Origin of the sequence: Caballeronia sp. LZ043 (genome assembly GCF_031451075.1) — a bacterium.
Lineage (GTDB): Bacteria > Pseudomonadota > Gammaproteobacteria > Burkholderiales > Burkholderiaceae > Caballeronia.
Genome location: NZ_JARUXT010000003.1, coordinates 674,436 through 698,544, shown reverse-complemented (window position 1 = coordinate 698,544; position 24,109 = coordinate 674,436). Strand labels below are relative to the sequence as shown.

The following is a 24,109-nucleotide window of genomic DNA, read 5'->3' as shown; positions in this document are numbered from 1 at the left end:
GGTGTTGAATGTGATGACAGACTAGAGGACGTCCGCGAAACCTTCGCGCGCTTTCTGGAACCAGGCCAGGCACAGCCAGGCGAAGACGACGCTTCCCACCAGATACAGGCCGATGCCCATGAAATCCGGCAGGTCGCCCTTCACCAGCACGACCCGCGTCTGCTCGACGATGAACGTCAGCGGATTGGCGAGAATCAGCGTGCGGAAAGCAGGCGAGAGATTATCCAGCGAATAGAAAATGGGCGAAAGAAACATCAGCATCGACGAAAGCAGACCGGTCACATAAGTAAGGTCGCGGATATACACGCCGGTGGCGGCAAACAACCAGCCTACGCCTGCGCTCACTATCGCGAGCGGGATGAAAACCACCGGAAGAAATACGATGGTCCAGTGAATGCGGCCATACACATACAACGCGAACGCGACCCACACGACGATGCTCATCAGCAGATGAAACGCGGCGGACGCCACGGAAATCCACGGCAGGATTTCAAGCGGGAAAATCAGTTTCGTCACATAGTTGGGATTCGACGTAATGATGGTCGGCGCCCGATTCAGACATTCCGCGAAGAAGTTGAACAGCATGAGCCCCGAAAACAAAATGACGGCGAATTGAAAACTGTCCGTGGTTCCGGGCCAGCGCGACTTCAGCAGCGTGCCGAAAACCACCGTGTACATGGCGAGCATGATGAGCGGCTGCACGATGGACCATGCGAGGCCCATCACGGAGCCGCGATAGCGGCCCAGAATGTCCCGCTTGGTCAATTCATAGATCAGCCGGCGATTTCGCCATGGCACGGCAAACAAAGTGCTGAAGTGCGCGCGCTTGCGACCTTCATCGCGGCCGTCATGTCGATAAGTGACGCTCATGTGTGGCGATTCATCCTTCAGTTTCGATGTGGCTATTGTTACCGCATGGCCCGCATTTCGGTAACAAAAACAACAATTATGAGTAACTTGTTCTTACTTCATTCTATAGGAGCGTGTTGCTGTCCAGCGGGTCACGAACTCAAACACGGCTGCCCGTAATATACGTGAGTCGTGTGCCGCACTCCACCCGCTGCCTTGTTCATGGGCAGGGGTGTTTGCCCGTGCCGTCCGCACGACCCTGACCTGAACCGATTAACGGGTTCGGCAAGGATCGGTTATTCGGGTAGCGGAATCGTTATGGCAGAATGTGCGCACTTTTTTCCTCGGCGGTGATTTCGACTTGCTCGTTTCGTAGAACGCAGCGAGTCTGCTCGAAACAAGCCGTCACATCAACGGAATCAAACGTGCTCACTGCCTTTACGGAATTGGCCAGCTCTGGTGCATTGCAGTCTCAAGTCGTGATTGTCGGCTCCGGCCCCGCCGCGCTCGCCGTGGCCTACGCGCTGGAAGAGCGTGGTGTTCCGAGCGTCCTGCTCGAATCGGGCGAGGCCAGCAAGACGGAACAATGGAACGTCCTGACGGACGGCTTCAAGGGCGCGGACTACGGTGTCGCCGACTCCTATGCCCAGCTGCACATTCGCCGTCAACTGGGCGGCGGATCAAACGTTTGGGGTGGCTGGTGCACGACCATGCGCGAGATGTCGATGTCGCGCACGGACATCGCGGACTATCCCCAGTGGCCGCTGAAGCGCGCGGACCTCACGCCGTTCTATGGCCGCGCGGGCACGTGGCTCAAGATTCCCGACTACGAGGCCTCGCTCGTCGACGCCATTCCGGTGAGCGGCTTCGATCAGCTGAACGTCAAGGCCTTCCGGTTCTCGCCGCCGGTGCGCTACGGCAAGGACTTCAGCGAACACATCGAGAAGTCGCCGAAGATCACGCTGGTGCAAGGCGTGACGGTGCTGTCGATCAAGGGCCGCCACGGCCACGCGGAAGCGCTGGAACTGTCGGTGGGCGGCGAAGCGCGCACGCTCAAGTGCGGCAAGGCCATCGTGCTGGCTGCGGGCGCGGTGGGCAACGCGCGGCTGCTGGCGCGCTCAGCCGCCGAACTGGGCGTGTCCGATGCCACGTCCGCGAATGTCGGCAGGTACTTCTTCGAGCATCCGCATTGCTATTCGCTCGCGAAAATCCTGTTCGCGCCGGAACTGGCGCAGGAACTGACGAAGAAGCAATACCAGTCGTCGTCGTTCATCTCGCTGATGCCCACAGCGGACTTCCTCGTCAAGAACAAGCTCACTGATTTCAACTTCCAGCTCTCGGCGGTCCCGGCGGACAAGCTCGACAGCCGTGAAGCGGCGATCGCCAGGAACTACAAGGCGATCTACGGCGTCGAGCCGGCCGTCTACATTGCCACGCTCGGCATGGAGCAGACGGTGCATTCGAAAGACTTTTCGGTGCTCGACGACGACACGCTCAAGCGCAAGAACGACGGTCACCTGACGCTCGACCTGACTGCGCAGAAGAAGATTGTCGATGCCGCGAAGACGTGGCTGATGGCAAACGGCGCGCACGCGTGGGTTTCGCCGACCACGGAGGCGTCGATCGTCGCGGTGGGCCACCTGCACGGCACCACGCGCATGGCGCAAACGCCGGACAAGGGCGTGGTCGATGCGGACTGCCGCGTGTTCGGCGTCGACAACGTCTTCATGGCCGGCAGCTCCGTGTTCCCGACCGGCGGTTTCGCCAATCCGACCTACACCATCGTTGCCCTGGCGATCCGCCTGGGCGACCACCTCGCCTCCCAGCAAAAGCAAATATGATCTCTCGCCGTCGCTTCATTGCCGTACTGCCGGCTCTCGGTCTGTCGCTTGCCGCGTGCCGCAACGAGGCCGGATCATGTTCGAGCGCGCAAGGCGCGTCGATCGACCGGCTCGTGACCTTCGCCAAACAGAACATCGCATCCGTGCCGGAATGGACGGCCGAGCTGCAATGGGAGCCGCTCGCGCCCGCCGCCAAGACCCTGCTCGCCTCGCTCGGAACCCAGTCGGGCGATGCCGGCGATGCCGCGCTCCGCTCCGCCGTGGCGGCGTCGGTCAGCGGCGACATGCGGCAGAACCGGTTCGTCGAGAAGGCGGGCGTTTCCGTGACGCAGACCGAGATGCTGCTGATGGGCTTGTCGAGCGGCGCGCTGACCGCCGACCGCTTCCGCGCGGCTTGCTGAGGACCGGATTGGGCGCTGATGCCGATCGGGTCACGGCTCAGCCTCCCACTCCGCAAGCACGGCAGCGGGAATAGCCTTGACGGCTTCCCCGTAGCGCTTGCCGACGAACCGTTCCGCGCGGCGCAACAACACGGGGATCGGGCTGCTGGGCTCATGCGCTTCGAACCAGTGACGGGCGTCGCGAATGGCGTGCAGCGCGGCGTCGCGTCCGGGCAAGGTGCTTTCAACGTGCGGGGCGTCGGGTAGTGGCGACGAGTTTGCCGGGCTTGACGCCTGCTCAAGTTTTTCCGCTTCCTCAGGTTCTTCGAGTTCCACTACCGCCCGCTCCACTGGCCCCTCGCCCACGACGCGTTCGAGCACGCGTTTCAAGGGCACGAGATCGGCTGCGAATGCGCCCAGTTGCTCGCGGTTCCAGGCATCGATGAGGCCAAGACTGTGGAGCGCCAGATCGAAACCCGCGAGCGTTTCGGGCTGCCGGATGCGCAGGTCGCGCAATTGTTGCTTCACGGACTGCGCCGACAACGCGTCATTCGGTCTCGGCTGCGCAAAGGCGCGCTCGACGTCGCGTACCTGCAGACGCGCCGCCGACGAGCGCATCAACGCGATATTCCGCACATCGGCAAGCAGACCGTTCGTATCGGTCAGCGTTTGCAACGCGTTCATGCGGATCTCCTGCGCGGCGTCCCGGTCTTCATCCACGCCCTGTTGCGGATGAATCGTGTCGGCATACGATGACAGCCACGCCGACAGCACACCCAGTCCGTCCGCCAGTCCCTGCCCGCCCGCGAGCCGCGTGCGGCAACGCGTGAACAGGATGGCCAGACGGATATCCTTGCTGCGCTGCATGAGCCGGCGGCAATCGCGTTCGACCTCGCTCCAGTTCACGGGATCCGCCGTGCCGACGAAGTCGCCGTACTGGGCATCGGCACGCGCCACCGCCTGAGCGAACAGCACGACGCATTCGGGGTCGTATTCGAGGTCCACGCCACACGGCGCGGCGGGGTCGAGCGGCGTCATCCAGTCATCTTGCGTGTCCGGCTGCGGCGTCGAGCCGCGCTTCTTGCTCATGATCTTCTCCCGATCGCCGAACCGCTCCGCACTGACTCATCGTGCTTAGCCGCGATGTTCGGCTCGGTCTGACCAGCATAGTCTTCGGGATCGAAGCGCATCCCGGTGACGGGCTTGCCGTCCGCCGAGGAACCGAGCCAGCCCGACCAGCCCAGTTGCTCGGTCCCGCCAATTCGCGCGCGGGGCGCACTGTCCGCCCTGATGCGCAGCACGAGTTCCCACTGGAACTCCCGGCCCACGAAGCTGCGCACGATATCGACGAGTTCCGGCAAGGCCGCGCCGCGCGGGGTGAAGCGCAGATATTCATCGATCCCCACCGGCCCGATCACGATGCGGAAGCGGAACTGCCGGTCTGGCGCCTGTTCGCCGAGCATGGCGCCGTCACCCATCACCGACGCGGGGCCCGGCAGGCCCAGCCGGGTCTGCTCCTCGCGCGCGACCTTGACCCAGTGGAACACGTATTCGTCGAGACTCACCGGCACGCCGAAGTAATGTTCGATTGTCATGCGCAGTCCGTCGGGGTTGCGCGCCTCCCGCACCAGATTGGCGGAAGCGGCCAGTTGTGCGTGCGCGGGCCAGCGTCGCCCGGCAATCTCGCCGCGCGCCTGTCCGGTCAGGCACGCCACATAGAACGAAAAGCTTTCGTCGTCCGCGCGATCCAGCCCGGCCGCTGCCTGCGCCGTGCTCCACGCGCGATACAGCAGCGTCAGATAGCGATGGTGAAAGATGTCGAGGAACCGGCTCAGGGTGGAGTCGCGCCGGGCTTCTTCGCGTTCACGCGCGATCTCGGTGACATGAATGGGTAACGGTCCGTTCGGCCCGAGCATGCCGAGTCCGAACAGACGGAGATGCAGGCGGCCGTCGATTTCACCGACGCTCGCGATCTCGCGCGGTGCGAACGCCAGGCTGGGCTGCTGTCCCAGCCGGAACGGCTCGGCGCCCGGACGCGCCGCGGTGCCGACCGGATGAATGCGCGCGTCCGCGCTGATCCGGCGCACCAGCGCGAGAAAGCCGAAGCGCCAGGGCTCGTTCTGAAGGCGTTCGAGCAGCGCCGCCGACAGGGCCGATTCGCACAACAGCATCGTGGACGGTCTGCGCACCATCACGCCACCCCGCGCGTGCCCATGCGGACCGGCCAGCGCATGATGCGGCCGCGCTGCATCGACACCAGCTCCGTTTGCGTGAACGAGTTGATGGACACGTGACGCGCGAGGTAGTGCTCGAGGATCAGGCCGAACAGATAAGGACTGGCTCCGGAAAACCCGCTTTCGTCCACCGTCAGACAACATTCGATGCCGCGTCCGAATACGAGCGGTCCGCTGCCGGGCAGCTTGCGCGTGACGGCGTTCGTCTTCACGCCGATGAGACTCTCCACCTGCCGGTGCTGTTCGACGTCGTGGCTGCCCAGAAAGAGCCTGAGCATGTCGCGCAGGCCTTGCCCTCCCGGCCGGTGATCGATTTCCTCGAGCGGCAGGTAATTGAAGTTCAACTGGCGGATCAGCCGCCAGGCGATCTCGCCTTCCGCGCAAGGCGGACGCGGCGCGCTGGGCCGCCGGATCAGGCCGATGCTCTTGACCGGCGCACTGCCGTCCTCGAGCGGCGTGAAGTCGTTGACGCCGTTGCGCGGTATGAGCAGGGGCAGGTCACGGTTGGTGAGCCAGGCGTCGGCTTCGAGAATCCGCAGGTTTTCGTGATAGGGCGCCTCCTGCTGATCCACGAGCGAAACGAAGGTCTCGCTGCCGATATAGGACGTGCGCGTGCCATAGCGCCGGGTCCGGTCCGACAGCAGACGCCGTTCGCGGCGCACGGAAAAATAGCGTCCGTGATTGCCTTCGTCGTGGTTGAGCGTCTGATAGAGCGGCCGGAATTCGAACCGGGTTGAAGACTCCGGCGGACGCCCATAAACGCGCTCGACGGAATGGACCTCGTAGTCGAGCGGGGCTTGCCGCTTCGGCACCAGATGGATTTCGGTGTTGGCCGCCGAGATGTCGACGCGGTCAAGCCTGTCGAGGAACAGATTGACGACGGGCGTGCAGAAGAGCGCGAAGCGCGCCGCGTCGACGAGATTGTTCAACTGGTCGAATGCCCGGTCGAGCAGCACGACGATTTCGGCTTCCTGCCCGCGCGTCCGGGCGAGCCCTTCCGTCAGGCCGGTCAGCGTGAAGAACAGGAAGCGACTGGGGCACGCGAAGTATTCGTGCAGGAGGTTATGGCCATGAAATTTGGACCACGTGAGCGGCAGCAGTCCCTGATCGAGTCCGAGTCCTTCGTGCACCACGGCGTTCGTCTGGACTGCGGCGAATGGCTGGCTCGCGTCGCCGAAGTGTCCCGGTTCACCGACGATCGACACGATGCCCGCCGCGTGCACGAGTTCGAACAGATGCGACGCCACGGTTTCGTCGCCCGCCAGGTAGACCGGCAGGCGGTCCAGCTTGGTCAGAGTAGCGATGTTCGATTGGTCCGTGGTGCGGAGGCGCAGACGCAGCGCGCCGCGAATCTGCGCCTGGCCGGGCACGAACCGGTCGAGCCGCGGGATATCGGGCGGAACGCCGGTCAGCCGCGCATCCACGATCTCCAGCGGATACAGGGCCACGTCCTGGCTCGTGCGGAACGTACAGCACGTGGCTTCTCCATCAGCCTCGCGGGTCTTCAACGTCGTGCCGCGAGGTAATACAGGTCCGTCGTTCAGAGCGCCGGCGGTATCGGACGGATGGATCTGCACGACAGCCATCGACGGTGTTGGCGACACATAGTTCGGGTAGATGACCTCGAGCAGGCGCTGGGTAAAGCGGGGGAATTCCGCGTCGAGCTTGAGGCGCATGCGCGCGGACATGAAGCAGAAGGACTCGATCAGGCGCTCCACGTAAGGATCGGTCATTTCGCCGGATTGCAGCCCGAGGCGCCGCGCGATCTTCGGATGAGCCTGCGCGAATTCCCCTGCGCTCTCACGCAGGTAGATCAGTTCCTGGTTGTAGTAATCGAGGAGTCGCGGGTCCATGCGGCGTTCGGTGCTGGTTCGGTCGGTTCGGTTCGATGCGGTCCGGGGCAGTCTCAGGCTTGCTTCGGGCAGGCCAGCAGGCGGCTCGATTCCAGGCAAAGCGAACTCTGCACCATGAATTCGAGCGGATACGGCTCGGCCCGCACCAGACCATGAATCTCGAAGGCGACTTCGCCATGCCGTGCAAGACGCTCACCCTGCACACGCGGCACGATGCGCAGCGACTCGGGTATCAGGCGCGGTTCGAAGCGCACGATGGCCAGACTGACCGCCTTCTCGATCTCCGCCCATCGACCCGACGCGACGTACGCGCCCGCCAGCGGCGGCACGCCGAAATTGACCGTGGAGGCCGCGACATGCGGATGCCGCACGGCGTCGATCAACGGCCCGGCGCTGGTCGCGTTCAGCAGGTAGGCAAGGTCGCGCTGGATAATGTCGCGGAGTTGCGCGCGCGTCACCGTGTATTCGCCAGGCACCTCTTTCTGACGTTGCGGCGCGTCGTCGCGCAGGCGATCGATCAGCGTGGGCAGCAGATGGCTTTCCGCCCGACGCGGCAACCTGACTTCGCTCATGCCGGATGCTCGCCATTCAGGTCCGGCGTGCGCGCGCCGGCTTCGCTGACGGTGCGCGCGGTATCCCGCTCCGTCCCGGCGTGAAGGTCGGGCAACCAGCTGTCGAGGGCGAGTGCATGATGCTCGCGGCGCGCAAGCGCGGGCGGCGCCGTGAAGCGGCGCGGCGGCGTTTGAGCATGGCCGGCGGGGTCGGCCGGATGCTCGGCCGGCGCGAAGAGCCGCAGGATTTCTGGCGTGGGCGGAATGCTCATGTCCACGCCGCCTGACGCGAGGCTGTCGCCCAAGGGGCCAAAAGCGTCTTCGACGCGCTGCGCCTCACCCAGAAACACACTGATTGATTCCGAACCGATCCCTTCGTCTGCGCTGCTGCTTTCGGACGACGCGCCTTCCTGATCATCGCGATCAGCCACTGACTCCGCCGCCTCCCATGCGCTGCCCGCCTGACTACCGGCCGAGTGGAGTGCCTCGTAATAGCCCGTGTGCAAGGCGGCGATCAGTGCGTCTGCATCAAGACTCGCGGAAGGTGTCGGACTCGCGCGTGCGCCCTGGCGCGCCGCGTTGAGGTCGGCGTCCTTGCGAACCGGGACGAAAGGGCCTGCGTCCGCCCGAAGGAATGAAGACGAAGGCGCGGCGGATAACGTCGGCTCCACGCATTCGCGCATGGAAAAACGACGCTTGAAGATTGATTCAAACAGCATTCGATAACCCTCACACGTTCGCCGCCAGAGTGGCGCTCCTCGATGCCCGCGAAAATACCGCGAGTTAAAACTAGCCTGAACAGGCTTTTAATCCAGCCTGATCCTGATTGAGGGAATTAGCGCATGAATTGATTATGCCTGTCCATACCTTCAGACCTTGATTCAGCGTAATCAGAATCTTCGGCTACGTTCGATTGTGATTTTTTGTACGATTTAGTAATAGGAAAATCTGCGGATTAGGATTTTACTCAAGCAAGCCTGGCCGCCTTCGCCTCTGGGCAGGGCCTGCGCGCAGCATGGCAGTACATAGATACCACATTGATTTTAAATATTAAATGTATCTGAAAATGGCTTTTCCGGCGAATCTACTGCCTTTTGACATTTGAATATCTGGGATAAGTAGAGTCACGAAGCCCGCTTGACGTTTAGAGAATCGAAATCCATGATTGGCTTCATAACATCGATTCCGAAAAAGAAAAGAGGATTGCATCAGCATCTGCTTTCATTCGGGCCCGGAATAAAACACAAACTCAACGCACCCCCTGAATGCATATTCATGGGCGTGAATCAGGCGCGCGTACGAAAATGATTTCTCGCCAGACGTTATTCGGAAAGTTGGACGTGACGCTGTTTCGCGGCATTGAGTCCGCGACCACGTTCTGCAAGTTGCGCGGCAATCCCTATGTGGAACTGGCGCACTGGATTCATCAATTGCTTCAGCTGACCGACAGCGACCTGCATCGCATCGTGCGGCATGCTGGCATCGAGTACGAAACGCTGGAACAGGATCTGGTGCGCACACTGCGCTCACTTCCGGCGGGCGCGAGTTCCATCAGCGATTTCTCGCATCCCGTCGAGATGGCAGTCGAACGCGCCTGGGTGATCGCGTCGCTCGGGCGCAACGAGCGGCGCATTCGCGGCGCATGGCTGCTGGCCGCGCTCGCGGGCACACCGGAATTGCGACGGGAGCTGCTGGCAGTATCGCGGGAGTTCATGCGTCTTCCCTCCGAGAACCTCGACGAAACCTTTGCCTCATGGGCTGCCGGTTCGCCCGAAGCCGCCGACCTGCCCTACGACGGCAGCGCCTTCGATCCGGCGCTGCCGGGTGAGGCGTCCCGAGCCGTGAGCGCAACGCCTGAAGGCGTGCTCGAACAATATTGCACCGACCTCACGGCGCTCGCGCGCAGCGGCGAGATCGACGCCATCAGCGGCCGCGATCAGGAAATCCGCACGCTGACCGATGTCCTGCTGCGCCGACGGCAAAATCATCCGTTGCTGACCGGCGAGGCCGGCGTCGGCAAGACCGCCGTGGTGGAAGGATTCGCGCTGGCCATCGCAAGCGGCGACGTGCCACGGGTGCTCGCCGATGTCCGTTTGCTGTCGCTCGACGTCGGCGCGCTGCTGGCGGGCGCCAGCATGAAGGGCGAATTCGAAGCCCGCCTCAAGGGCGTGCTCGAAGCGGCAAGCAAATCGCCGGCGCCGGTCATCCTGTTCGTCGACGAGATTCATACGCTCGTCGGCGCGGGCGGCCAGGCCGGCACCGGCGACGCGGCCAATCTGCTCAAGCCCGCCCTTGCGCGCGGTGCGGTGCGGATCATCGGCGCGACTACGTGGGCGGAGTACAAGCGTCATATCGAAAAGGACCCGGCGCTCACGCGGCGCTTTCAGGTCCTGCAAATCGCCGAACCGCACGAAGCCGCGGCGATCGAGATGGTGCGCGGGCTGGCCGGGATGTTCGCGCGCCATCATCGCGTGATCGTGCGCGACGAGGCGATCCGGGCATCGGTCCGGCTTTCGCACCGGTATATCCCGTCTCGCCAGCTGCCCGACAAGGCAATCAGCCTGCTGGATACCGCCTGTGCGCGCGTTGCGCTCTCACAGCAAGCGCCGCCGCGTGAACTCCTGCAACTGACTGAGCGCTTGCAGGCGGCGCGAGTCGAACTCGACCTGCTCGAACAAGAGGCGCGCATCGGCCTGGAGCCGGGACGCGCCATGCAAGAGGCCCGCGCCCGCATCGATACCCTGCTGACCGAGCAAGGCGCGCTCGAGGCGCACTGGCAGGCGCAGTCCGCCGCGGCGGAAGCGCTCGTCAGTGCCCGCGAAGCGGCGTTGACACCAGTCCCCGACCTTGCAGCGGCCAGGTCTCGTCCCACGCCCGCCGAACTTCGCCAGCTCGAACAGGGCCTGCACGTACTGCAAGGCGAAACGCCACTCGTGTTTCCGGAGGTGAACGAAGCCGTCGTGGCCGCCGTCGTTGCGGACTGGACCGGCATTCCCGTGGGCCGCATGGTCACCGACGAGATCATGGCCATCCGCGCGTTGTCCGGCACGCTGGCGGCGCGCGTGATCGGTCAGCCTGCGTCGCTTGCGCTGATCGGAGAACGCATCCAGACCGCGCGCGCCGGGCTCGCCGATCCCCACAAGCCGGTGGGCGTATTCCTGCTCGCCGGGCCATCGGGCGTCGGCAAGACGGAAACGGCGCTGGCGCTGGCCGAAGCGCTGTATGGCGGTGAGCAGAATCTCATCACCATCAACATGAGCGAGTATCAGGAAGCGCACAGCGTCTCCGGTCTCAAGGGTGCGCCGCCGGGTTATGTCGGGTCCGGCGAGGGCGGTGTTCTGACCGAGGCGGTGCGGCGCCGTCCCTACGCGGTGCTCTTGCTTGACGAGATCGAGAAGGCGCATCGCGACGTGCACGAGATGTTCTTCCAGGTGTTCGACAAGGGCTACATGGAAGACGCGGACGGGCGCCATATCGACTTCCGCAACACCACCATCCTGCTCACGAGCAACGCCGGCGCGGAACGCATCGCGAGCCTGTGCGCGGACCCCGCGCTTGCGCCCGATCAGGACACGTTGCAGGCAGCGCTCACGCCCGAACTGCTGAAGACCTTCCCGCCGGCATTTCTCGGCCGCGTGACCGTCGTGCCCTACCGCCCGCTCGCGCAGGCATCGCTTGCCGTCATCGTGAGGCTGCATCTGAATCGCGTCGTACGCCGCATGGCGGAAGGCCACGGCATCTCGCTCGTGTGCAGCGAACGCCTGGCGGATTACATCGTCAGCCGCTGCCTGGTGCAGGAAACAGGTGCGCGGGTGCTCATCGGCTTCATCGAAAAGCATGTGCTGCCGCGTCTGTCCGGGCTGTGGCTTGACGCAATGGCAGCGCAGCGGCCGATCACGCGGATCGATGCCGACGTCGGCGATCCGCTGCTCGACCCTGCCGCGGCCATCGTCTTCGCGCTCACCGAGCCGTCGCCACCGTCGCATGCCGCAGACGTCGTTCTCTAGTTGGCGCTCACTCTTTCATCACCAATTCCCCGCTTTTCAGATCACGGAGGCACGTATGTCGCAGGCCAACAATTCCCAGAAGTTCATCGCGCGCAACCGCCCGCCGCGCGTGCAGATCGAATACGACGTCGAGGTCTACGGTTCCGAGAAGAAAGTCGAACTGCCCTTTGTCATGGGCGTGCTCGCGGACCTGTCCGGCAAGCCAGTCGAACCGTTGCTGGCCGTCGCGGACCGGCGCTTCCTGGAAATCGACATCGACAACTTCGACGAGCGCATGAAGGCCATCAAGCCGCGGGTGGCGTTCCCGGTCCACAACACACTCACGGGCGAAGGCCAGTTGATGGTGGACATGACGTTCGAGAGCATCGAGGACTTCTCGCCCGCCGCGGTCGCAAGCAAGGTGGACGCACTGAGCCGGTTGCTGGAGGCACGCACCCAGCTTGCCAACCTGCAAACGTACATGGACGGCAAGTCCGGCGCGGAAGCGCTCGTCAATACGCTTCTGCGCGACCCGGCGCTGCTCAAGTCCCTCACGGTTGCGCCAAAGGCCGCCGCCGACAGCGCGCCGGACGCCGTCGAAGCCACGCTGAACTGATCCGCCGCCGGACGCCTTGCGCACGCGCGGCTCCGGCACCCCGAACCCGACCGAGACACGACCGAGATCCGTCATGACAGTCAACCAGGTCCAGGCGAGCGCAGCCGCCCCGACAGCCCCGTTCGCCCACGGCGACATCTCCGCGCTGCTGAATCAGGAGTTCCGCCCCAAGACGCCGGCCGCGCGCGAAGCGGTGGAACAGGCCGTGCAGACGCTGGCCGAACAGGCCTTGCAGCAGACGCTCACCATCAGCGACGACGCCTACAAGAGCATCGAAGCGATCATCGCGCAGATCGATCGCAAGCTTTCCGAGCAGATCAACCTGATCCTGCATCACGCTGATTTCCAGCAGCTCGAATCGGCCTGGCGCGGGTTGCATCATCTGGTGTCGAACACCGAAACGGACGAGCGCCTCAAGATCCGCTTCATGGACGTATCCAAGAACGACCTGCGCCGCACGATGAAGCGCTACAAGGGGCTGGCATGGGACCAGAGCCCGCTGTTCAAGCAGATCTACGAGGAGGAGTACGGGCAACTGGGCGGCCAGCCCTACGGCTGTCTCGTCGCTGATTACTACTTCGACCACACGCCGCCCGACGTGGACCTTCTCGGGTCGATCGCCAAGGTCGCCGCGGCGGCGCATACGCCGTTCATTTCCGGCGCGTCGCCCGCCGTCCTGCAGATGGAATCGTGGCAGGAACTCGCCAACCCGCGCGACCTGTCCCGGATCTTCGCGCAGAACCTCGAATATGCGCCGTGGAACTCGTTGCGCACCACCGAGGATGCGCGCTATGTGGGTCTTGCCATGCCGCGTTTCCTCGCGCGTCTGCCCTACGGCGCCAAGAGCAATCCGGTCGACCAATTCGACTTCGAAGAGGAAACCGACGGCGCGGATCATCAGCGGTTCGCATGGGCCAATGCCGCCTATGCGATGGGCGTGAACATCAACCGCTCGTTCAAGCTGTATGGCTGGTGCTCGCTGATTCGCGGCGTCGAATCCGGCGGCACGGTGGACAGCCTGCCCTGCCATACCTTTCCGACCGACGACGGCGGCGTCGACATGAAATGTCCGACCGAGATCGCCATTTCCGACCGCCGCGAAGCAGAACTCTCGAAGAACGGCCTGATTCCGCTGATCCACCGCAAGAACACCGACCACGCCACGTTCATTGGCGCCCAGTCGCTGCAGAAGCCGGCGGAATACCACGACCCGGACGCCACCGCGAACGCGAATCTCTCTGCCCGTCTGCCGTATCTGTTCGCGTGTTCGCGTTTCGCGCATTACCTCAAGTGCATCGTGCGCGACAAGATCGGCTCGTTCCGCGAACGCGAGGAAATGCAGCAGTGGCTGAACGGCTGGATCATGAATTACGTCGACGCGGACCCCGCCAACTCCTCGCAGGACACGAAGGCCAGCCGTCCGCTCGCGGCAGCCGAAGTCGTCGTCGAGGATCTCGAGGACAACCCGGGCTACTACCAGGCGAAGTTCTTCCTGCGTCCGCATTTCCAGCTCGAGGGGCTCACGGTATCGCTGAGACTCGTCGCCCGCCTGCCTTCCGTGAAGCAAACCGCCTGAATCAGTCTGGAGGAACCGTCATGCCCTGGACCTATACCCGCACCACCGGCACGCTCAGCGATCCGGACGGCAACATCGTCGCCAGAAACGGCTATTCCGGCGCAGGAAATGGCCGCAACAACCCCGCCATGGAAAACATCCAGAACGTGGGCCCGATTCCGCGAGGCAGTTATCGGATCGGCAATGCGCGTCATTCAGTACGCACGGGCGCCGTCTCGATGGACCTCACGCCAGAAGTCGGCACCGCCACCTTCGGACGATCCGCCTTCATGATCCACGGCGACAACCAGGATCACACGGCGTCCACCGGTTGCGTGATTCTCGGGCGGCCCGTCCGCGAACAGATCAACCGCAGCGCCGACAGGGGATTGATCGTCCAATGATGCGATTCCTGTTGCTCAAACCCAGCTTGCCCGCGTCTCTCGCCTGTGCGCTGCTTGCCTCGGCATGCGCCAGCGCCCAGGTCGCGCCGGACGCCGCGCGCATCGCCGGGGAGATCGAGACGCAAGGAGCCCGTCCCGCCGTGGCCTCGCTCGACCGCGACGGTCAGTTCGATGCCGTGCTCGAGAGCATCGCAACCGGCAACGCCGCGTGGGTCGAACTCGCGCCCCGGCTCGCGCAGGGTACGGACGCGAGCGCGTCCATCGGCCTGACCATCGCCCTCGCCACAGCGCTGCCGAAGAATCCCGCGGCCGTCCTGCGCGTGCTCGACGACGGGCCCGTGCTCGGCACTTCCGCCGTGTGCGGCGCGCCCTTCATCGAGCCGTCGCCCGGAGAGGTGAAGGCCTATCTGGACCGGACGATTCCAGCGGTAACGGACGTGCCCGAAGGCGACGCGGTCCGGCGCGCCCCGTGCCTGGACCGGCTCGCGCACATCCAGCGGCAGCTCGAAACGAGCTCGTCGCAATTGCAATAGACATCCTCAACTTCAAGGAACAGATAACCATGGCACAAGACATCTTCATCAAGATCAACGGTATCGACGGCGAATCGCAGGACGCCACGCACAAGAGCGAGATCGAAGTGGCCAGTTGGGGCTGGCGCGTCTCGCAGGATTCGATGATGCACTCAGGCAGTGGCGGCGGCGCGGGCAAGGCGAATGTCGACGATCTCAGCTTCGAGCATCTGATGGACCGCGCGAGTCCCAACCTGATGAAGTATTGCCTGACCGGCAAGCACATCGACCAGGCTGTCCTCACGGTGCGCAAGGCGGGCACGAGCCCGCTCGAATACCTGAAGATCACCATGAGCGACGTGATGGTGACCAAGGTCCAACCTTCAGGGTCCCACGGGGAGATCGGGGTGCGCGAGGAAGTGCGCCTGTCGTTCGCCAAGGTGAAGCAGGAGTACATCGTGCAGAACGCACAGGGCGGCAGCGGCGGAGCCGTCACGGCAACGTTCGACATCAAAGCCAACAAGGAAGCCTGAACGAACTCGACGCCTTTTCACGCGCTATCCGATGCGCACGCATCGGATAGCGCCCTGGACGCCATCCATGCGATTTCTGCCGACTCGTTCCCTTCGCTCCGTCGCTGCGCCCGTGTGGTCGTCCGGTGCCTCGTTCGTGTGCTCGCTTGCATCAGCGCTCGTATCAGCGCGTGTGTCGGCGCTCGTGTGCGCACTTGCACTCGGCGCCTGCGCAAGCTCCGACGCCCCGCCCGCACACGAGCCGCTGAAACTCGACGTCGCCATTCGCGCGTCATCGACGGTGAATCCCGACGATCAGAAAAGGGCCGCGCCCATTCTCGTGCGCGTGTACGAACTGAAGAGTCTCGACGCTTTCAACGAGGCGGATTTCCAGTCGCTACAGGACAAGGACAAGACCGTGCTCGCCGCAGATCTCGTGATGCGGGACCAGTTCATGTTGCGGCCGGGCGAGAGCAGGCGCATCGCACGCAATGCCCACGGCGCCAGCACGGCGCTGGGGGTGATCGCGGCGTATCGCGACCTGCCCCACGCCGTGTGGCGCGCGACGACGCTGCTGCCCGCGACACCCACGGCGGCGTGGTACCGGCGCGCGCCGAAGCTGCGGCTCGCCATCGACCTCGATACCGATGCCATCCGGATCAGCGACGCGCAATCCGGCGCTCCACCGGGCGACCCCTCCGGCAACCGGCCACACAACGAATGAGCACATAGCGCATGAGCTGGCACAACAAAGTCACCTGGAGCGAAGGTCTTTTCCTCTGTCCGCAACTGTTTCAGCAACAGGAGCGGTATCTGGAGCATTTCGCACACAAGCGCGCCGCGCCGCTTTCACCGTTCTTCTTCGGCTTCTCGCACTATGCGATCGATTCCGAAGCGCTCGCGCTCGGCAAGGTCATCGTGAAGTCGGCGAGCGGCCTGTTCGCCGACGGCACGCCCTTCGACATGCCCGGCAGCACGCCGCCGCCCGCACCGCTGACGATCCGCCAGGAGCACCTCGAACAGGAGATCTGCCTCGCGGTGCCGGTGCGCGTGCCCAACGGCGAAGAAACCACCTTCGACGATTCAGCGGATTCGCTCGCACGTCATTCCGTGTTCGCCACCGACTTGCGCGACGCCAACTCCACCGGCCTGGGGCCCAAGACTGTCCAGCTGTCGAATCTGCGCGTGCGCCTGTTGCCCCGCAAGGAGATGACCGGCGGGTGGATCGGCCTGCCGCTCGCGCGCGTCAAGTCCTTGCACGCCGACGGCAGTATCGAACTGGACGAATCCCTCGTTCCGCCCGTCTGCGGATATGGCGCGAGCGCGTTGCTGACCACCTGGCTCGGCGACGTCCACGATCTGCTCCACATGCGCGCCGACAAGCTCGCGAAGCGGCTCACCGGCAGCGACGGCCAAGCGGGTTCGGTGGCCGAAGTCTCGGACTATTTGCTGTTGCAGACGCTCAATCGTTACGAACCCCTGTTGCAGCATCTGCGCCGCGTGCCGACTACTTCTCCCGCGAAACTGTACGCGCTGCTGCTGAGCATGGCCGGCGAACTCTCTACTTATGTCCGGCCGGCCACGCGCCGTCCGCTCGACACGCATCCGCCGTACCGGCATGAAGAGCCGCATCTGTGTCTGCGGCCCATCGTCGAAGACACGCAGTGGCTGCTCAACGCGGTGCTGGTGCGTAGCGCCCAGCGCATTCCGCTCGATGATGCGGGCTACGGCGTGAGCAACGCCGTCGTGGATCCGGGCGAGATGCGCTCGTTCTCCTCGGTGGTGCTCGCCGTGTTCGCGGAAATGCCGATGGATGCGCTTGCGGACCGCTTCGCGTCTCAGGCCAAGGTCGGACCGTCCGAGCGTCTGCCGGATCTGGTGCGCGCGCATCTGCCGGGCATTCCGCTGCAAAGCCTGCCGGTACCGCCGCGCCAGATTCCGTTCAACGCCGGCTTCGTCTATTTCGAAATCGCGCGCGGCGGGCCGCTCTGGAGTGTCGTCGAGAAACATGGCGGTATTGCGCTGCACGTTGCGGGTGAGTTTCCCGGGTTGCAGCTCCAGCTGTGGGGTGTGCGCGGATGAAGCGGTGGCGCGGGTGGCGAGAACTGATTGCTGGCATCGGGAGAGTGGAAAATTACACAGGCTGATATCACACCGGATGCCGAACAGGCATTGCAGCAAAACGCGACGCACGCCCAACCGGCTCAAGACAAGCAAGCGGAAACGGCAGCCGAAGTCGCGTTCAAAACTGCTATGAGCCGCATGCCGCCGGGCGAAGTCCCCGCGGCACGTCTGCGTGCGATTCTCGCGGCGGGTAATCCATTGCTCGAAGCGGCGCGTCCGCTTCTGCGCGCGCTTGCGGACATGCCCGATAACCTCACTGGAGTCGGTATGAAGGTGCTCCAGCAGTTGCTCGAGGACGAAGTGCGCAATTTTCAGCGCTTGTGCGAGCAGGCCAATATCCGTCGCGACCACATGCTCGGTGCGAGCTATTGCCTGTCTACGGCTCTTGATGAAGCGGCCATGCAAACTGAATGGGACCGCAATTCACCCGGCGCCAAGTGGAGTACCAAAACTCTGGCGGCGAAGTTCCATGAAGATGTCAAAGGCGGCGTAAAGATCTTCAATCTCATCGGTCGCCTGTTGGAGGATTCTCACGAACACCTAGACCTGATCGAAGTCATCTATCGGGTGCTCAGTCTGGGTTTCATGGGCACGTATCGAACGCTGGCGGACGGTGCGCGCAGGCATGACGGAATCCGCCGCCTCCTGTTCAACAAGATTCAGGAAGGCCGCAATCCCCTCCCCCTGGCCCTCTCCCCCCACGCCGACTCCACCGCACACGGCAAACGCCTCTCGCTGTGGAACTTCCCTGCATGGATCAGCTTCACCGTCCTCGGTCTCGCGTTGCTTGGCCTGTTCGGCTGGTTCAAGTATCACTTGCTCAGCGAAGGCGCCTTGCTCGAAACGCGGATCATCGAGATCGGACGCATGACGCCGCCGCCCGCGCCGCGCGTACCGCGTCTGCGCGAACTGCTCGAAAACGAGATCGCAGCCAACATGGTGAGCGTCGATGAAGACGCACGCCACAGCACCGTGACCTTCCGCGGCGACGCGATGTTCGCGCCGGGCGGCATCGACGTGAACGCCGCGATGACTCCGCTGATCGTGAAAATCGCCGGCGAAGTGGCCCGGGTTCCCGGCCGGGTCACGGTCACCGGCTACACCGACAACCTTCCCATCCGCAGCCGTCGCTACGCCTCCAACGACGCGCTCTCGCTCGAACGCGCCACACAGGTCGTCCAGCAGCTGCAAGCAGCCGGCGTGCCGGCGGGCAGGCTGGAGGCAGTCGGCCGCGGCGCATCCAGTCCCCTCGGCGACAACCGCACGGCGTCCGGCCGCGCGGTGAACCGGCGCGTCGAGATTGCCGTCGTGCCGTGACGGAGGCTCGGACCGCACCGCCTGCACTCGCGTAAGCCTTCACGCCGAACGTCGCTACTGGACCCGAAGTGGACCCGAAGAATGAAGAAGCTGTTGTCGTTCCTGTTCTCACGCCTGTTTTTCGCGATCATCGCGCTGCTGCTGCTCGTGCTGGCCGTCTGGTTCATCGGGCCATACTTTGCGTTCGGCGGACTCAAGCCGCTCGAGAGCGTCGCGTTGCGCGTGACCGTGATCGCGCTGATCCTGTGCGGCGCGCTCCTCCGGCTCAGACATGCGTCGATGGCGCTCGTGTTCGGCGCGCTGCTCTGCCTGCTCATCTGGCATGCCGCGCCCCTGCTGAGCTTTGGCGAGAGGAAACCGTTCGCGTCCACGGACGCGCGCATCGTCGCCATCGCCGCCGTCGTCGCGGTCTTCGTGGGCTGGCTGCTGTACCGCATCTGGTGCCGCATGCGCAGCGACGAACAGTTCCTGCGCCGCGCGCTCGCTTTCGGCAACAGCAACAAACCGGAATCACTGGCGAACCCCAAACTCCGGCAACTCGAAACGCGCTTCAGGAGCATGCTGGAGAGCCTCAAGAGCACGCGCACGGGCGGCTTCGCCCGTCTCTTCCAGCGCACCCGTCACCTGTATGAATTGCCCTGGTTCATCGCGCTCGGTTCGGAGGGTTCGGGCAAGACGCGCGCGCTGCTCAATGCGGGGCTGCCGGTGCCCGCGAGCGTCGCGCTCCGGCAGGCGCGCCCGGATGCGCCCGCCGATCCGACCGTCGACTGGTGGCTCACCGACGAAGCCTTGTGCATCGACACGCCCGGCTATTACACGCGTCCGGGCCAGTCCTCCCATCCGCTGACCTCGGCCAGCGAAACACAGGCCGCAGCCGCGGGCCTTCGCTCAGCGAATGTCGCGCCCTTGCATCCCAGCATCCACACGGACCTTCCGAACCGGCGCGAAACCGACAGGCAGGAATGGCTGGGTTTTCTGCGAATGCTGCGCCGCCACCGTCCGCGTGCGCCAATCAACGGCGCGCTGCTGACGATCCGCCTCGACCTGCTCACCGCCGCCGACGTCACCCTGCGCGAAGCCGAAGCCGACGCCCTCCGCGCGCGGCTCGCGGACCTGCGCCGCACGCTCGGGGTCCGCTTTCCGGTGTATCTGATCGTCACGCAGATGGACCGCCTGAGCGGCTTTGCCGATTACTTTGCCGCGCTGACCGAGGAGCATCGCGCGCAGGTCTGGGGCTTCACGCTGCCGGTCGCGTCGCCGGCCACCGAAGCGCGCTGCCGTGAAGAGCTCGCGTTGCTGGCGGCGCGTCTGGCCGACGGCCTCAACACGCGCCTCGAAGACGAATTCGACCTCGACCGCCGCCGCCGTCTCGTGGCCTTTCCCGAGGCCTTCGCCGCGCTCGCCGGGCCGCTCGCGGAGTGTTTCGCGCGGCTTTTCACCGGCACGCGCTACGACGACACCGAACATCATCCGTTGCTGCGCGGCGTGTACTTCACGAGCGCCGCGCAAGAAGGCCTGCCGCTGCCGGCCGAACCCGCGACGATCGCCCGGCGCCTGGCTGACGGCGTCGACCACGCGCTCACGGGCCGTCAGGCAACGGCAAATCCGGCCAGTCCAGCCGGCAACCGAAGCTACTTCCTGCACGATGTCTTCCGGAAGGTGATCCTGCCCGAAGCGCATCTGGTGCGGCCCAACCTGCGTTGGGAATATCGCTTCCGCCTGCTGCGGCTGATCGGCCATGCGCTCGCGGTGCTGCTGTTCGCGTGGCTGGCCGTCGCCCTGCATGAAAGCTTCGGCAATAACAGCCGCTACCTGGAAGCCGTCACGCACAAGACCCAGGCGCTCTCCGCGAAGGTCGCGCAACTCTATCGCGAGCCCAGGCCCGACGGCGTGCCCGATGCCCTGACCGACGCCCTGCACCTGCCCGCCCGGACAGGCCTCGATCTCGCCCGTCCCGATGCAAGCTATCGTTATGGTCTGTACGTGGCGCCCGGCATCGTCGACGCGAGCGGCGCAACTTATCGCGCTCTCGAAGCCAGTCTGCTGCTGCCCCAGCTCGTGCATCGCATCGAGGCGGTCATCGCGCAGGCCATTGCACGGCAGGACCCAAAAGCCGCCTACAGCGCGCTGCGCGTCTACCTGATGTTGTACGAGCCCGCGAAGTTCAACGGCAGCGAAATCAAGACCTGGGTGCTGGACGACTGGTCGAGAACGGACAGCGCGTCGGCCTACGGCGGCCGTGCATCGATGCTGGAGCATCTGGACCGGCTCTTCGCGGGGCAGCGCGTCGTGCAGTCGCCGCTCATCCGCAACGACGCGCTGATCGAACGCGCGCGAAGCTTTCTCGACCAGAGCAACGGCACGCAACGGCTGTATGACCGCGCGAAGGCCGCGATGCAGGACGACGCCCCGGACGACTTCACGCTGCTGCGCGCGGTGGGACCGCAGGCGGGCATGTCGTTCACGCGCGCGAGCGGAGAACCGCTTTCGCGCGGCGTGCCAGGCCTCTTCACGTTCGATGGCTACCGCGCCCTGTTCGACCGTCGTCTGGCGGAATTCCTCAAGATCGCGCGCGACGACGACGCCTGGGTCATGGGACGGGCGTATCTCTCGGGCTGGACCGGCGGCGTACGCGAGGCTCAAAAAAAAACGGCTGAATTCGTGAGCGCCGCCAGCGGCGGGGACGATGCGCTGACCGACGCCATCCGCCGCCTGTATCTGACGGAGTATCGGCAGCACTGGAGCGCGTTCCTGGCGGACATTCGTCCGGTGACCGGTTCGAGTGCCGGCTTCAACCTGCAGATCATGCGGCAGTTCGCTGCGCCTGATTCGCCGCTCGCGCGACTGGCATTCGCCGCCGCGCGCGAGACCACGCTCACCAGAAGCCTGACGGATGAAAAGCGATCGCTGCTCGATCAGGCGGACGCCGCGCTCAACAGCAAGACGAAAGGTTTCGGCATGCGGGCGCAGGAGCGCGTGGAGCGCGAACTCGTCGACGACCGCTTCGCCGCGCTGCGCGAGATGGTGACGGGCGAGGCGCAGGTCCGGCCGGACGCACCGGCGCGAGCGGCGCAGGGCGCACCGTCCGCATCCGCGTCGGCGCAGGCACGCCAGACGGGACTCGACGGCGTCGCCACCTTGCTCAACGACACCTACACGGCGTTGACCATCGCCGAAACCGCGCTGTCGAACAATGGCCTGCCGCCGCCGAACGACGCCTCCGCGAAGCTCAAGATGGCCGCCGACACCATGCCCGCGCCGTTTCGCGCGGTGTTGCAGGCGCTCGCCCTGCAAGGCTCGCGCGACGTAAACCAGGGCGTGGGACAACTGCTCTCGCACCAGACCCAGGCGGTGGTCGGCGATGCATGCCGCCTGGCCGTCGAGGGCAACTATCCGTTCGTGCGGGACAGCGCGCGCGACATCAGCATCGACGATTTCACCCGCATGTTCGCGCAAGGCGGCCTGTTCGACGATTTCTTCATCAAGAACCTGGCGCCCTTCGTCGATACGTCGTCACAGCCCTGGCGCTACCGCACGCTGCCCGGCTCGACGGCCCCCGTGCAAGGCCCGGATCTCGTGCCCTTCCAGCGCGCGCAGGCGATCCGCCAGGTCTTCTTCGGCGAACAGGGCAAGCAGATTGCCTGGAAAGCGGACGTGCGCGTCCCCGAACTCGATCCCACGATCCTGAGTCTGGCCATCGACATCGACGGGCAAGGCATGCTGTATCAGCACGGTCCCGTGACGCCGCTGCGCATCGCCTGGCCGGGACCGCGCGGCGGCGTGCACGTCGAGCTCACGGCGAGCCCGCGGATCCGCACGGACACCTCGACCCTCTCGGTGGACGGCCCGTGGGCGCTGATGCGCCTGCTCGGACGCGGCCAGATCGTGCCGACCGCGACGCCGGGGCGCGTGCGCGTCGTGTTCGATTTCGACGGGCGCAAGGCGGCGCTCGATATCGCGAGCACCGGCAGCCTCGCCAATCCGCTGACGAGCGACCTGCTCACCGCCTTTCACTGCCCCGCCGCCGTCCCGCTGTTCGATCTCGCGGACAGCGGTCCGCCGCCCGGGCTGCCGGCGCCGTCGACCATGCCGGCTTCGCCGTGAACGAAGGCTACGCGCGCGTTTCCCCGCCGCGCGGCTGTTCGATCGCGTAATACACGAGGCAACCGGCCACCACACCCCAGAAGGCTGCGCCCACGCCCAGCAGCGTGACATCGCTCAAGGTGACGACGAACACGATCATCGCGCTCAAGGGCAAGGCCGAACGGAACGCGCTGACGAACGACTTTTCGAGCACGCCCATCATCGCCAGTCCGGCGAGGATCGCGATGTACGCGCCGGGCAGGCTCGTCAGAAGAAATACATAGGCCGTCGAACACACGCCGATCGTCACGCAGATGACGCCCGCCATCAACGCGCCGAGAAAGTGTCGTCCGTGCGTGCCGCCCGACACCAGGATCGCATTGCTCGGCCCGGCCAGCACCGAGGGACAGCCGCCGAAGGGCGCGGTGATCGCCGTGAGCGCGGCGCTGACGAGCGTCACGAGGCGCAACGACGTCCGATAACCCGACGCGCGCGTCACCGCGATACCCTGCGCGTTCTGCACGAACAGCACGGTGATCAGCAGCGGCAGCAGCAGTTGCGAGATCGCGTGAAGGTCGAAGCGCGGCACGATCAACGCGGGCGTCGCGATCCACGCGCCGCCGCTGTGGCTCGGCAGCCTGAAGCCGGTCGCGAACAGCACCGCCGCGCCCGCCAGCATCGCGCCGATCAGCGGCGGCATGGGCGCCGCGTTGCGGCGTTCGAGCCACAGCAGGCCGAAGAAGCACAGCAGCATGCAGCCGCCGATGAGCGGCGCAGCCACGGTCGAATGCACCACGGCCAGCACGTACTTGATGAAGAGTCCGGCGATCATCGCCATGACGATGGGCATCGGCACCCAGCGGTCGAGCAAGCCGACGAGGTTCGTCACGCCCAGCACGAGCAGCACGGCCGCGCATACGAGATACGTCCCCACTGCCGCCCCGAAACCGTATTGCGCGATCACCGGTGCGGCGAGCACCGCGCCGGGAATCGTCCACAGGAACAAGAGCGGCTGGCGCGTCTTCCAGCTGATCGCAATGCTCGCGAGCCCGTTGATGCCGATCGACGCGAACAACCACGACGACGTCTGCGCGAAGCTCAAGCCGCCTTCACGCGACGCGGCGATGATGATGGCGACCGGGCCGGTCGCGGAGAAACTCATGCTCGCGAACGCGAGTGAGAGATAGAGAAGCCACGAGCGGCCGAGGCCGTGATCGCCGCTTGTGTCGCCAACGGACATGGAGAGTGCTCTTGCGCAAGCGGTCTCGCACCGAAACGCTGAAACAGTGAAA

General features: G+C 64.8%; 19 protein-coding genes. 12 read left to right on the top strand and 7 right to left on the bottom strand.

Translation table 11 applies throughout. The features are described 5' to 3' along the window. Positions 1-21: 21 nt before the first annotated feature. A complete protein-coding gene (locus QCE64_RS23315; RefSeq protein WP_309924039.1) occupies positions 22-870 on the bottom strand; it encodes an ABC transporter permease in 849 nt (282 codons plus the stop codon). A gap of 404 nt (positions 871-1,274) precedes the next feature. Between QCE64_RS23315 and QCE64_RS23310 the strand changes: the two genes are divergently transcribed. Together QCE64_RS23310 and QCE64_RS23305 are read left to right on the top strand one after the other, a co-directional pair. Then, positions 1,275-2,690 carry a GMC oxidoreductase gene (locus tag QCE64_RS23310; RefSeq protein ID WP_309924037.1) on the top strand — a complete coding sequence of 472 codons (1,416 nt, stop codon included), beginning with the start codon at positions 1,275-1,277 and terminating at the stop codon, positions 2,688-2,690. Further along, positions 2,687-3,091: a hypothetical protein gene (locus QCE64_RS23305; RefSeq protein ID WP_309924036.1), complete on the top strand. Its 405-nt coding sequence runs from the start codon at positions 2,687-2,689 to the stop codon at positions 3,089-3,091. Before QCE64_RS23310 ends, QCE64_RS23305 begins: the two co-directional genes overlap by 4 nt. A gap of 30 nt (positions 3,092-3,121) precedes the next feature. Here QCE64_RS23305 and QCE64_RS23300 read toward each other — a convergent pair whose 3' ends face one another. Genes QCE64_RS23300 through QCE64_RS23280 form a run of 5 tightly spaced genes read right to left on the bottom strand, consistent with a single transcriptional unit; the run spans position 3,122 to position 8,214 of the window. Next, a complete protein-coding gene (locus QCE64_RS23300) occupies positions 3,122-4,159 on the bottom strand; it encodes a type VI secretion system ImpA family N-terminal domain-containing protein (RefSeq protein ID WP_310006481.1) in 1,038 nt (345 codons plus the stop codon). Further along, positions 4,156-5,262, bottom strand: a complete 1,107-nt coding sequence (tssG, locus tag QCE64_RS23295; protein WP_310006480.1) for a type VI secretion system baseplate subunit TssG — start codon at positions 5,260-5,262, stop codon at positions 4,156-4,158. The genes QCE64_RS23300 and tssG overlap by 4 nt, the downstream gene beginning before the upstream one ends. Further along, the gene (tssF, locus tag QCE64_RS23290; RefSeq protein ID WP_310006479.1) at positions 5,262-7,157 is read right to left on the bottom strand and encodes a type VI secretion system baseplate subunit TssF; all 1,896 of its coding nucleotides are present in this window, start codon (positions 7,155-7,157) and stop codon (positions 5,262-5,264) included. Before tssF ends, tssG begins: the two co-directional genes overlap by 1 nt. A gap of 53 nt (positions 7,158-7,210) precedes the next feature. Continuing rightward, positions 7,211-7,729: a type VI secretion system baseplate subunit TssE gene (gene tssE / locus QCE64_RS23285; protein WP_309924027.1), complete on the bottom strand. Its 519-nt coding sequence runs from the start codon at positions 7,727-7,729 to the stop codon at positions 7,211-7,213. After that, positions 7,726-8,214, bottom strand: coding sequence for a TagK domain-containing protein (locus tag QCE64_RS23280; RefSeq protein WP_309924025.1), 489 nt, complete (start codon positions 8,212-8,214; stop codon positions 7,726-7,728). The genes tssE and QCE64_RS23280 overlap by 4 nt, the downstream gene beginning before the upstream one ends. A gap of 798 nt (positions 8,215-9,012) precedes the next feature. On the opposite strand from QCE64_RS23280, the gene tssH reads away from it, so the two are divergent. From tssH to tssM, 10 genes are all read left to right on the top strand, one after another. Then, entirely contained in the window at positions 9,013-11,715 is a 2,703-nt protein-coding gene (gene tssH / locus QCE64_RS23275; RefSeq protein WP_310006478.1) for a type VI secretion system ATPase TssH, read from the top strand. A 55-nt stretch (positions 11,716-11,770) separates the two neighbouring features. Next, positions 11,771-12,310 (top strand): type VI secretion system contractile sheath small subunit, encoded by a 540-nt coding sequence (tssB, locus tag QCE64_RS23270; RefSeq protein WP_309924021.1) that lies wholly within the window; start codon positions 11,771-11,773, stop codon positions 12,308-12,310. 73 nt (positions 12,311-12,383) lie between these two features. After that, positions 12,384-13,886 (top strand): type VI secretion system contractile sheath large subunit, encoded by a 1,503-nt coding sequence (tssC, locus tag QCE64_RS23265; RefSeq protein WP_309924019.1) that lies wholly within the window; start codon positions 12,384-12,386, stop codon positions 13,884-13,886. A 20-nt stretch (positions 13,887-13,906) separates the two neighbouring features. Then, entirely contained in the window at positions 13,907-14,269 is a 363-nt protein-coding gene (locus tag QCE64_RS23260; protein WP_309924016.1) for a tlde1 domain-containing protein, read from the top strand. After that, on the top strand, positions 14,266-14,802 hold the full coding sequence (locus tag QCE64_RS23255) for a hypothetical protein (RefSeq protein WP_310006477.1): 537 nt from the start codon (positions 14,266-14,268) through the stop codon (positions 14,800-14,802). Before QCE64_RS23260 ends, QCE64_RS23255 begins: the two co-directional genes overlap by 4 nt. A gap of 29 nt (positions 14,803-14,831) precedes the next feature. After that, entirely contained in the window at positions 14,832-15,314 is a 483-nt protein-coding gene (locus tag QCE64_RS23250) for a type VI secretion system tube protein Hcp (protein ID WP_309924012.1), read from the top strand. A 112-nt stretch (positions 15,315-15,426) separates the two neighbouring features. After that, positions 15,427-16,017 carry a type VI secretion system lipoprotein TssJ gene (tssJ, locus tag QCE64_RS23245; protein WP_310006475.1) on the top strand — a complete coding sequence of 197 codons (591 nt, stop codon included), beginning with the start codon at positions 15,427-15,429 and terminating at the stop codon, positions 16,015-16,017. A gap of 11 nt (positions 16,018-16,028) precedes the next feature. Further along, the gene (tssK, locus tag QCE64_RS23240; protein WP_309933501.1) at positions 16,029-17,375 is read left to right on the top strand and encodes a type VI secretion system baseplate subunit TssK; all 1,347 of its coding nucleotides are present in this window, start codon (positions 16,029-16,031) and stop codon (positions 17,373-17,375) included. Between the two features lie 30 nt (positions 17,376-17,405). Next, positions 17,406-18,734, top strand: a complete 1,329-nt coding sequence (tssL, locus tag QCE64_RS23235) for a type VI secretion system protein TssL, long form (RefSeq protein WP_404987452.1) — start codon at positions 17,406-17,408, stop codon at positions 18,732-18,734. Positions 18,735-18,815: 81 nt separating this feature from the next. Beyond that, positions 18,816-22,838 carry a type VI secretion system membrane subunit TssM gene (gene tssM, locus QCE64_RS23230; protein ID WP_310006471.1) on the top strand — a complete coding sequence of 1,341 codons (4,023 nt, stop codon included), beginning with the start codon at positions 18,816-18,818 and terminating at the stop codon, positions 22,836-22,838. Positions 22,839-22,845: 7 nt separating this feature from the next. On the opposite strand, the gene QCE64_RS23225 is transcribed toward tssM, so the two are convergent. After that, positions 22,846-24,057, bottom strand: a complete 1,212-nt coding sequence (locus tag QCE64_RS23225; protein ID WP_309924004.1) for a benzoate/H(+) symporter BenE family transporter — start codon at positions 24,055-24,057, stop codon at positions 22,846-22,848. Between the last annotated feature and the right edge of the window lie 52 nt (positions 24,058-24,109).

Excerpts from the sequence above, each read along its gene's own strand:
- QCE64_RS23250 (WP_309924012.1), top strand. The coding sequence starts at position 14,832 with ATGGCACAAGACATCTTCATCAAGATCAACGGTATCGACGGCGAATCG.
- QCE64_RS23260 (WP_309924016.1), top strand. The coding sequence starts at position 13,907 with ATGCCCTGGACCTATACCCGCACCACCGGCACGCTCAGCGATCCGGAC.
- QCE64_RS23305 (WP_309924036.1), top strand. The coding sequence starts at position 2,687 with ATGATCTCTCGCCGTCGCTTCATTGCCGTACTGCCGGCTCTCGGTCTG.
- tssB (WP_309924021.1), top strand. The coding sequence starts at position 11,771 with ATGTCGCAGGCCAACAATTCCCAGAAGTTCATCGCGCGCAACCGCCCG.
- tssF (WP_310006479.1), bottom strand. The coding sequence starts at position 7,157 with ATGGACCCGCGACTCCTCGATTACTACAACCAGGAACTGATCTACCTG.
- tssH (WP_310006478.1), top strand. The coding sequence starts at position 9,013 with ATGATTTCTCGCCAGACGTTATTCGGAAAGTTGGACGTGACGCTGTTT.
- QCE64_RS23315 (WP_309924039.1), bottom strand. The coding sequence starts at position 870 with ATGAGCGTCACTTATCGACATGACGGCCGCGATGAAGGTCGCAAGCGC.
- tssE (WP_309924027.1), bottom strand. The coding sequence starts at position 7,729 with ATGAGCGAAGTCAGGTTGCCGCGTCGGGCGGAAAGCCATCTGCTGCCC.
- tssC (WP_309924019.1), top strand. The coding sequence starts at position 12,384 with ATGACAGTCAACCAGGTCCAGGCGAGCGCAGCCGCCCCGACAGCCCCG.
- tssM (WP_310006471.1), top strand. The coding sequence starts at position 18,816 with ATGAAGAAGCTGTTGTCGTTCCTGTTCTCACGCCTGTTTTTCGCGATC.
- tssK (WP_309933501.1), top strand. The coding sequence starts at position 16,029 with ATGAGCTGGCACAACAAAGTCACCTGGAGCGAAGGTCTTTTCCTCTGT.
- QCE64_RS23255 (WP_310006477.1), top strand. The coding sequence starts at position 14,266 with ATGATGCGATTCCTGTTGCTCAAACCCAGCTTGCCCGCGTCTCTCGCC.
- QCE64_RS23300 (WP_310006481.1), bottom strand. The coding sequence starts at position 4,159 with ATGAGCAAGAAGCGCGGCTCGACGCCGCAGCCGGACACGCAAGATGAC.
- tssG (WP_310006480.1), bottom strand. The coding sequence starts at position 5,262 with ATGGTGCGCAGACCGTCCACGATGCTGTTGTGCGAATCGGCCCTGTCG.
- QCE64_RS23225 (WP_309924004.1), bottom strand. The coding sequence starts at position 24,057 with ATGTCCGTTGGCGACACAAGCGGCGATCACGGCCTCGGCCGCTCGTGG.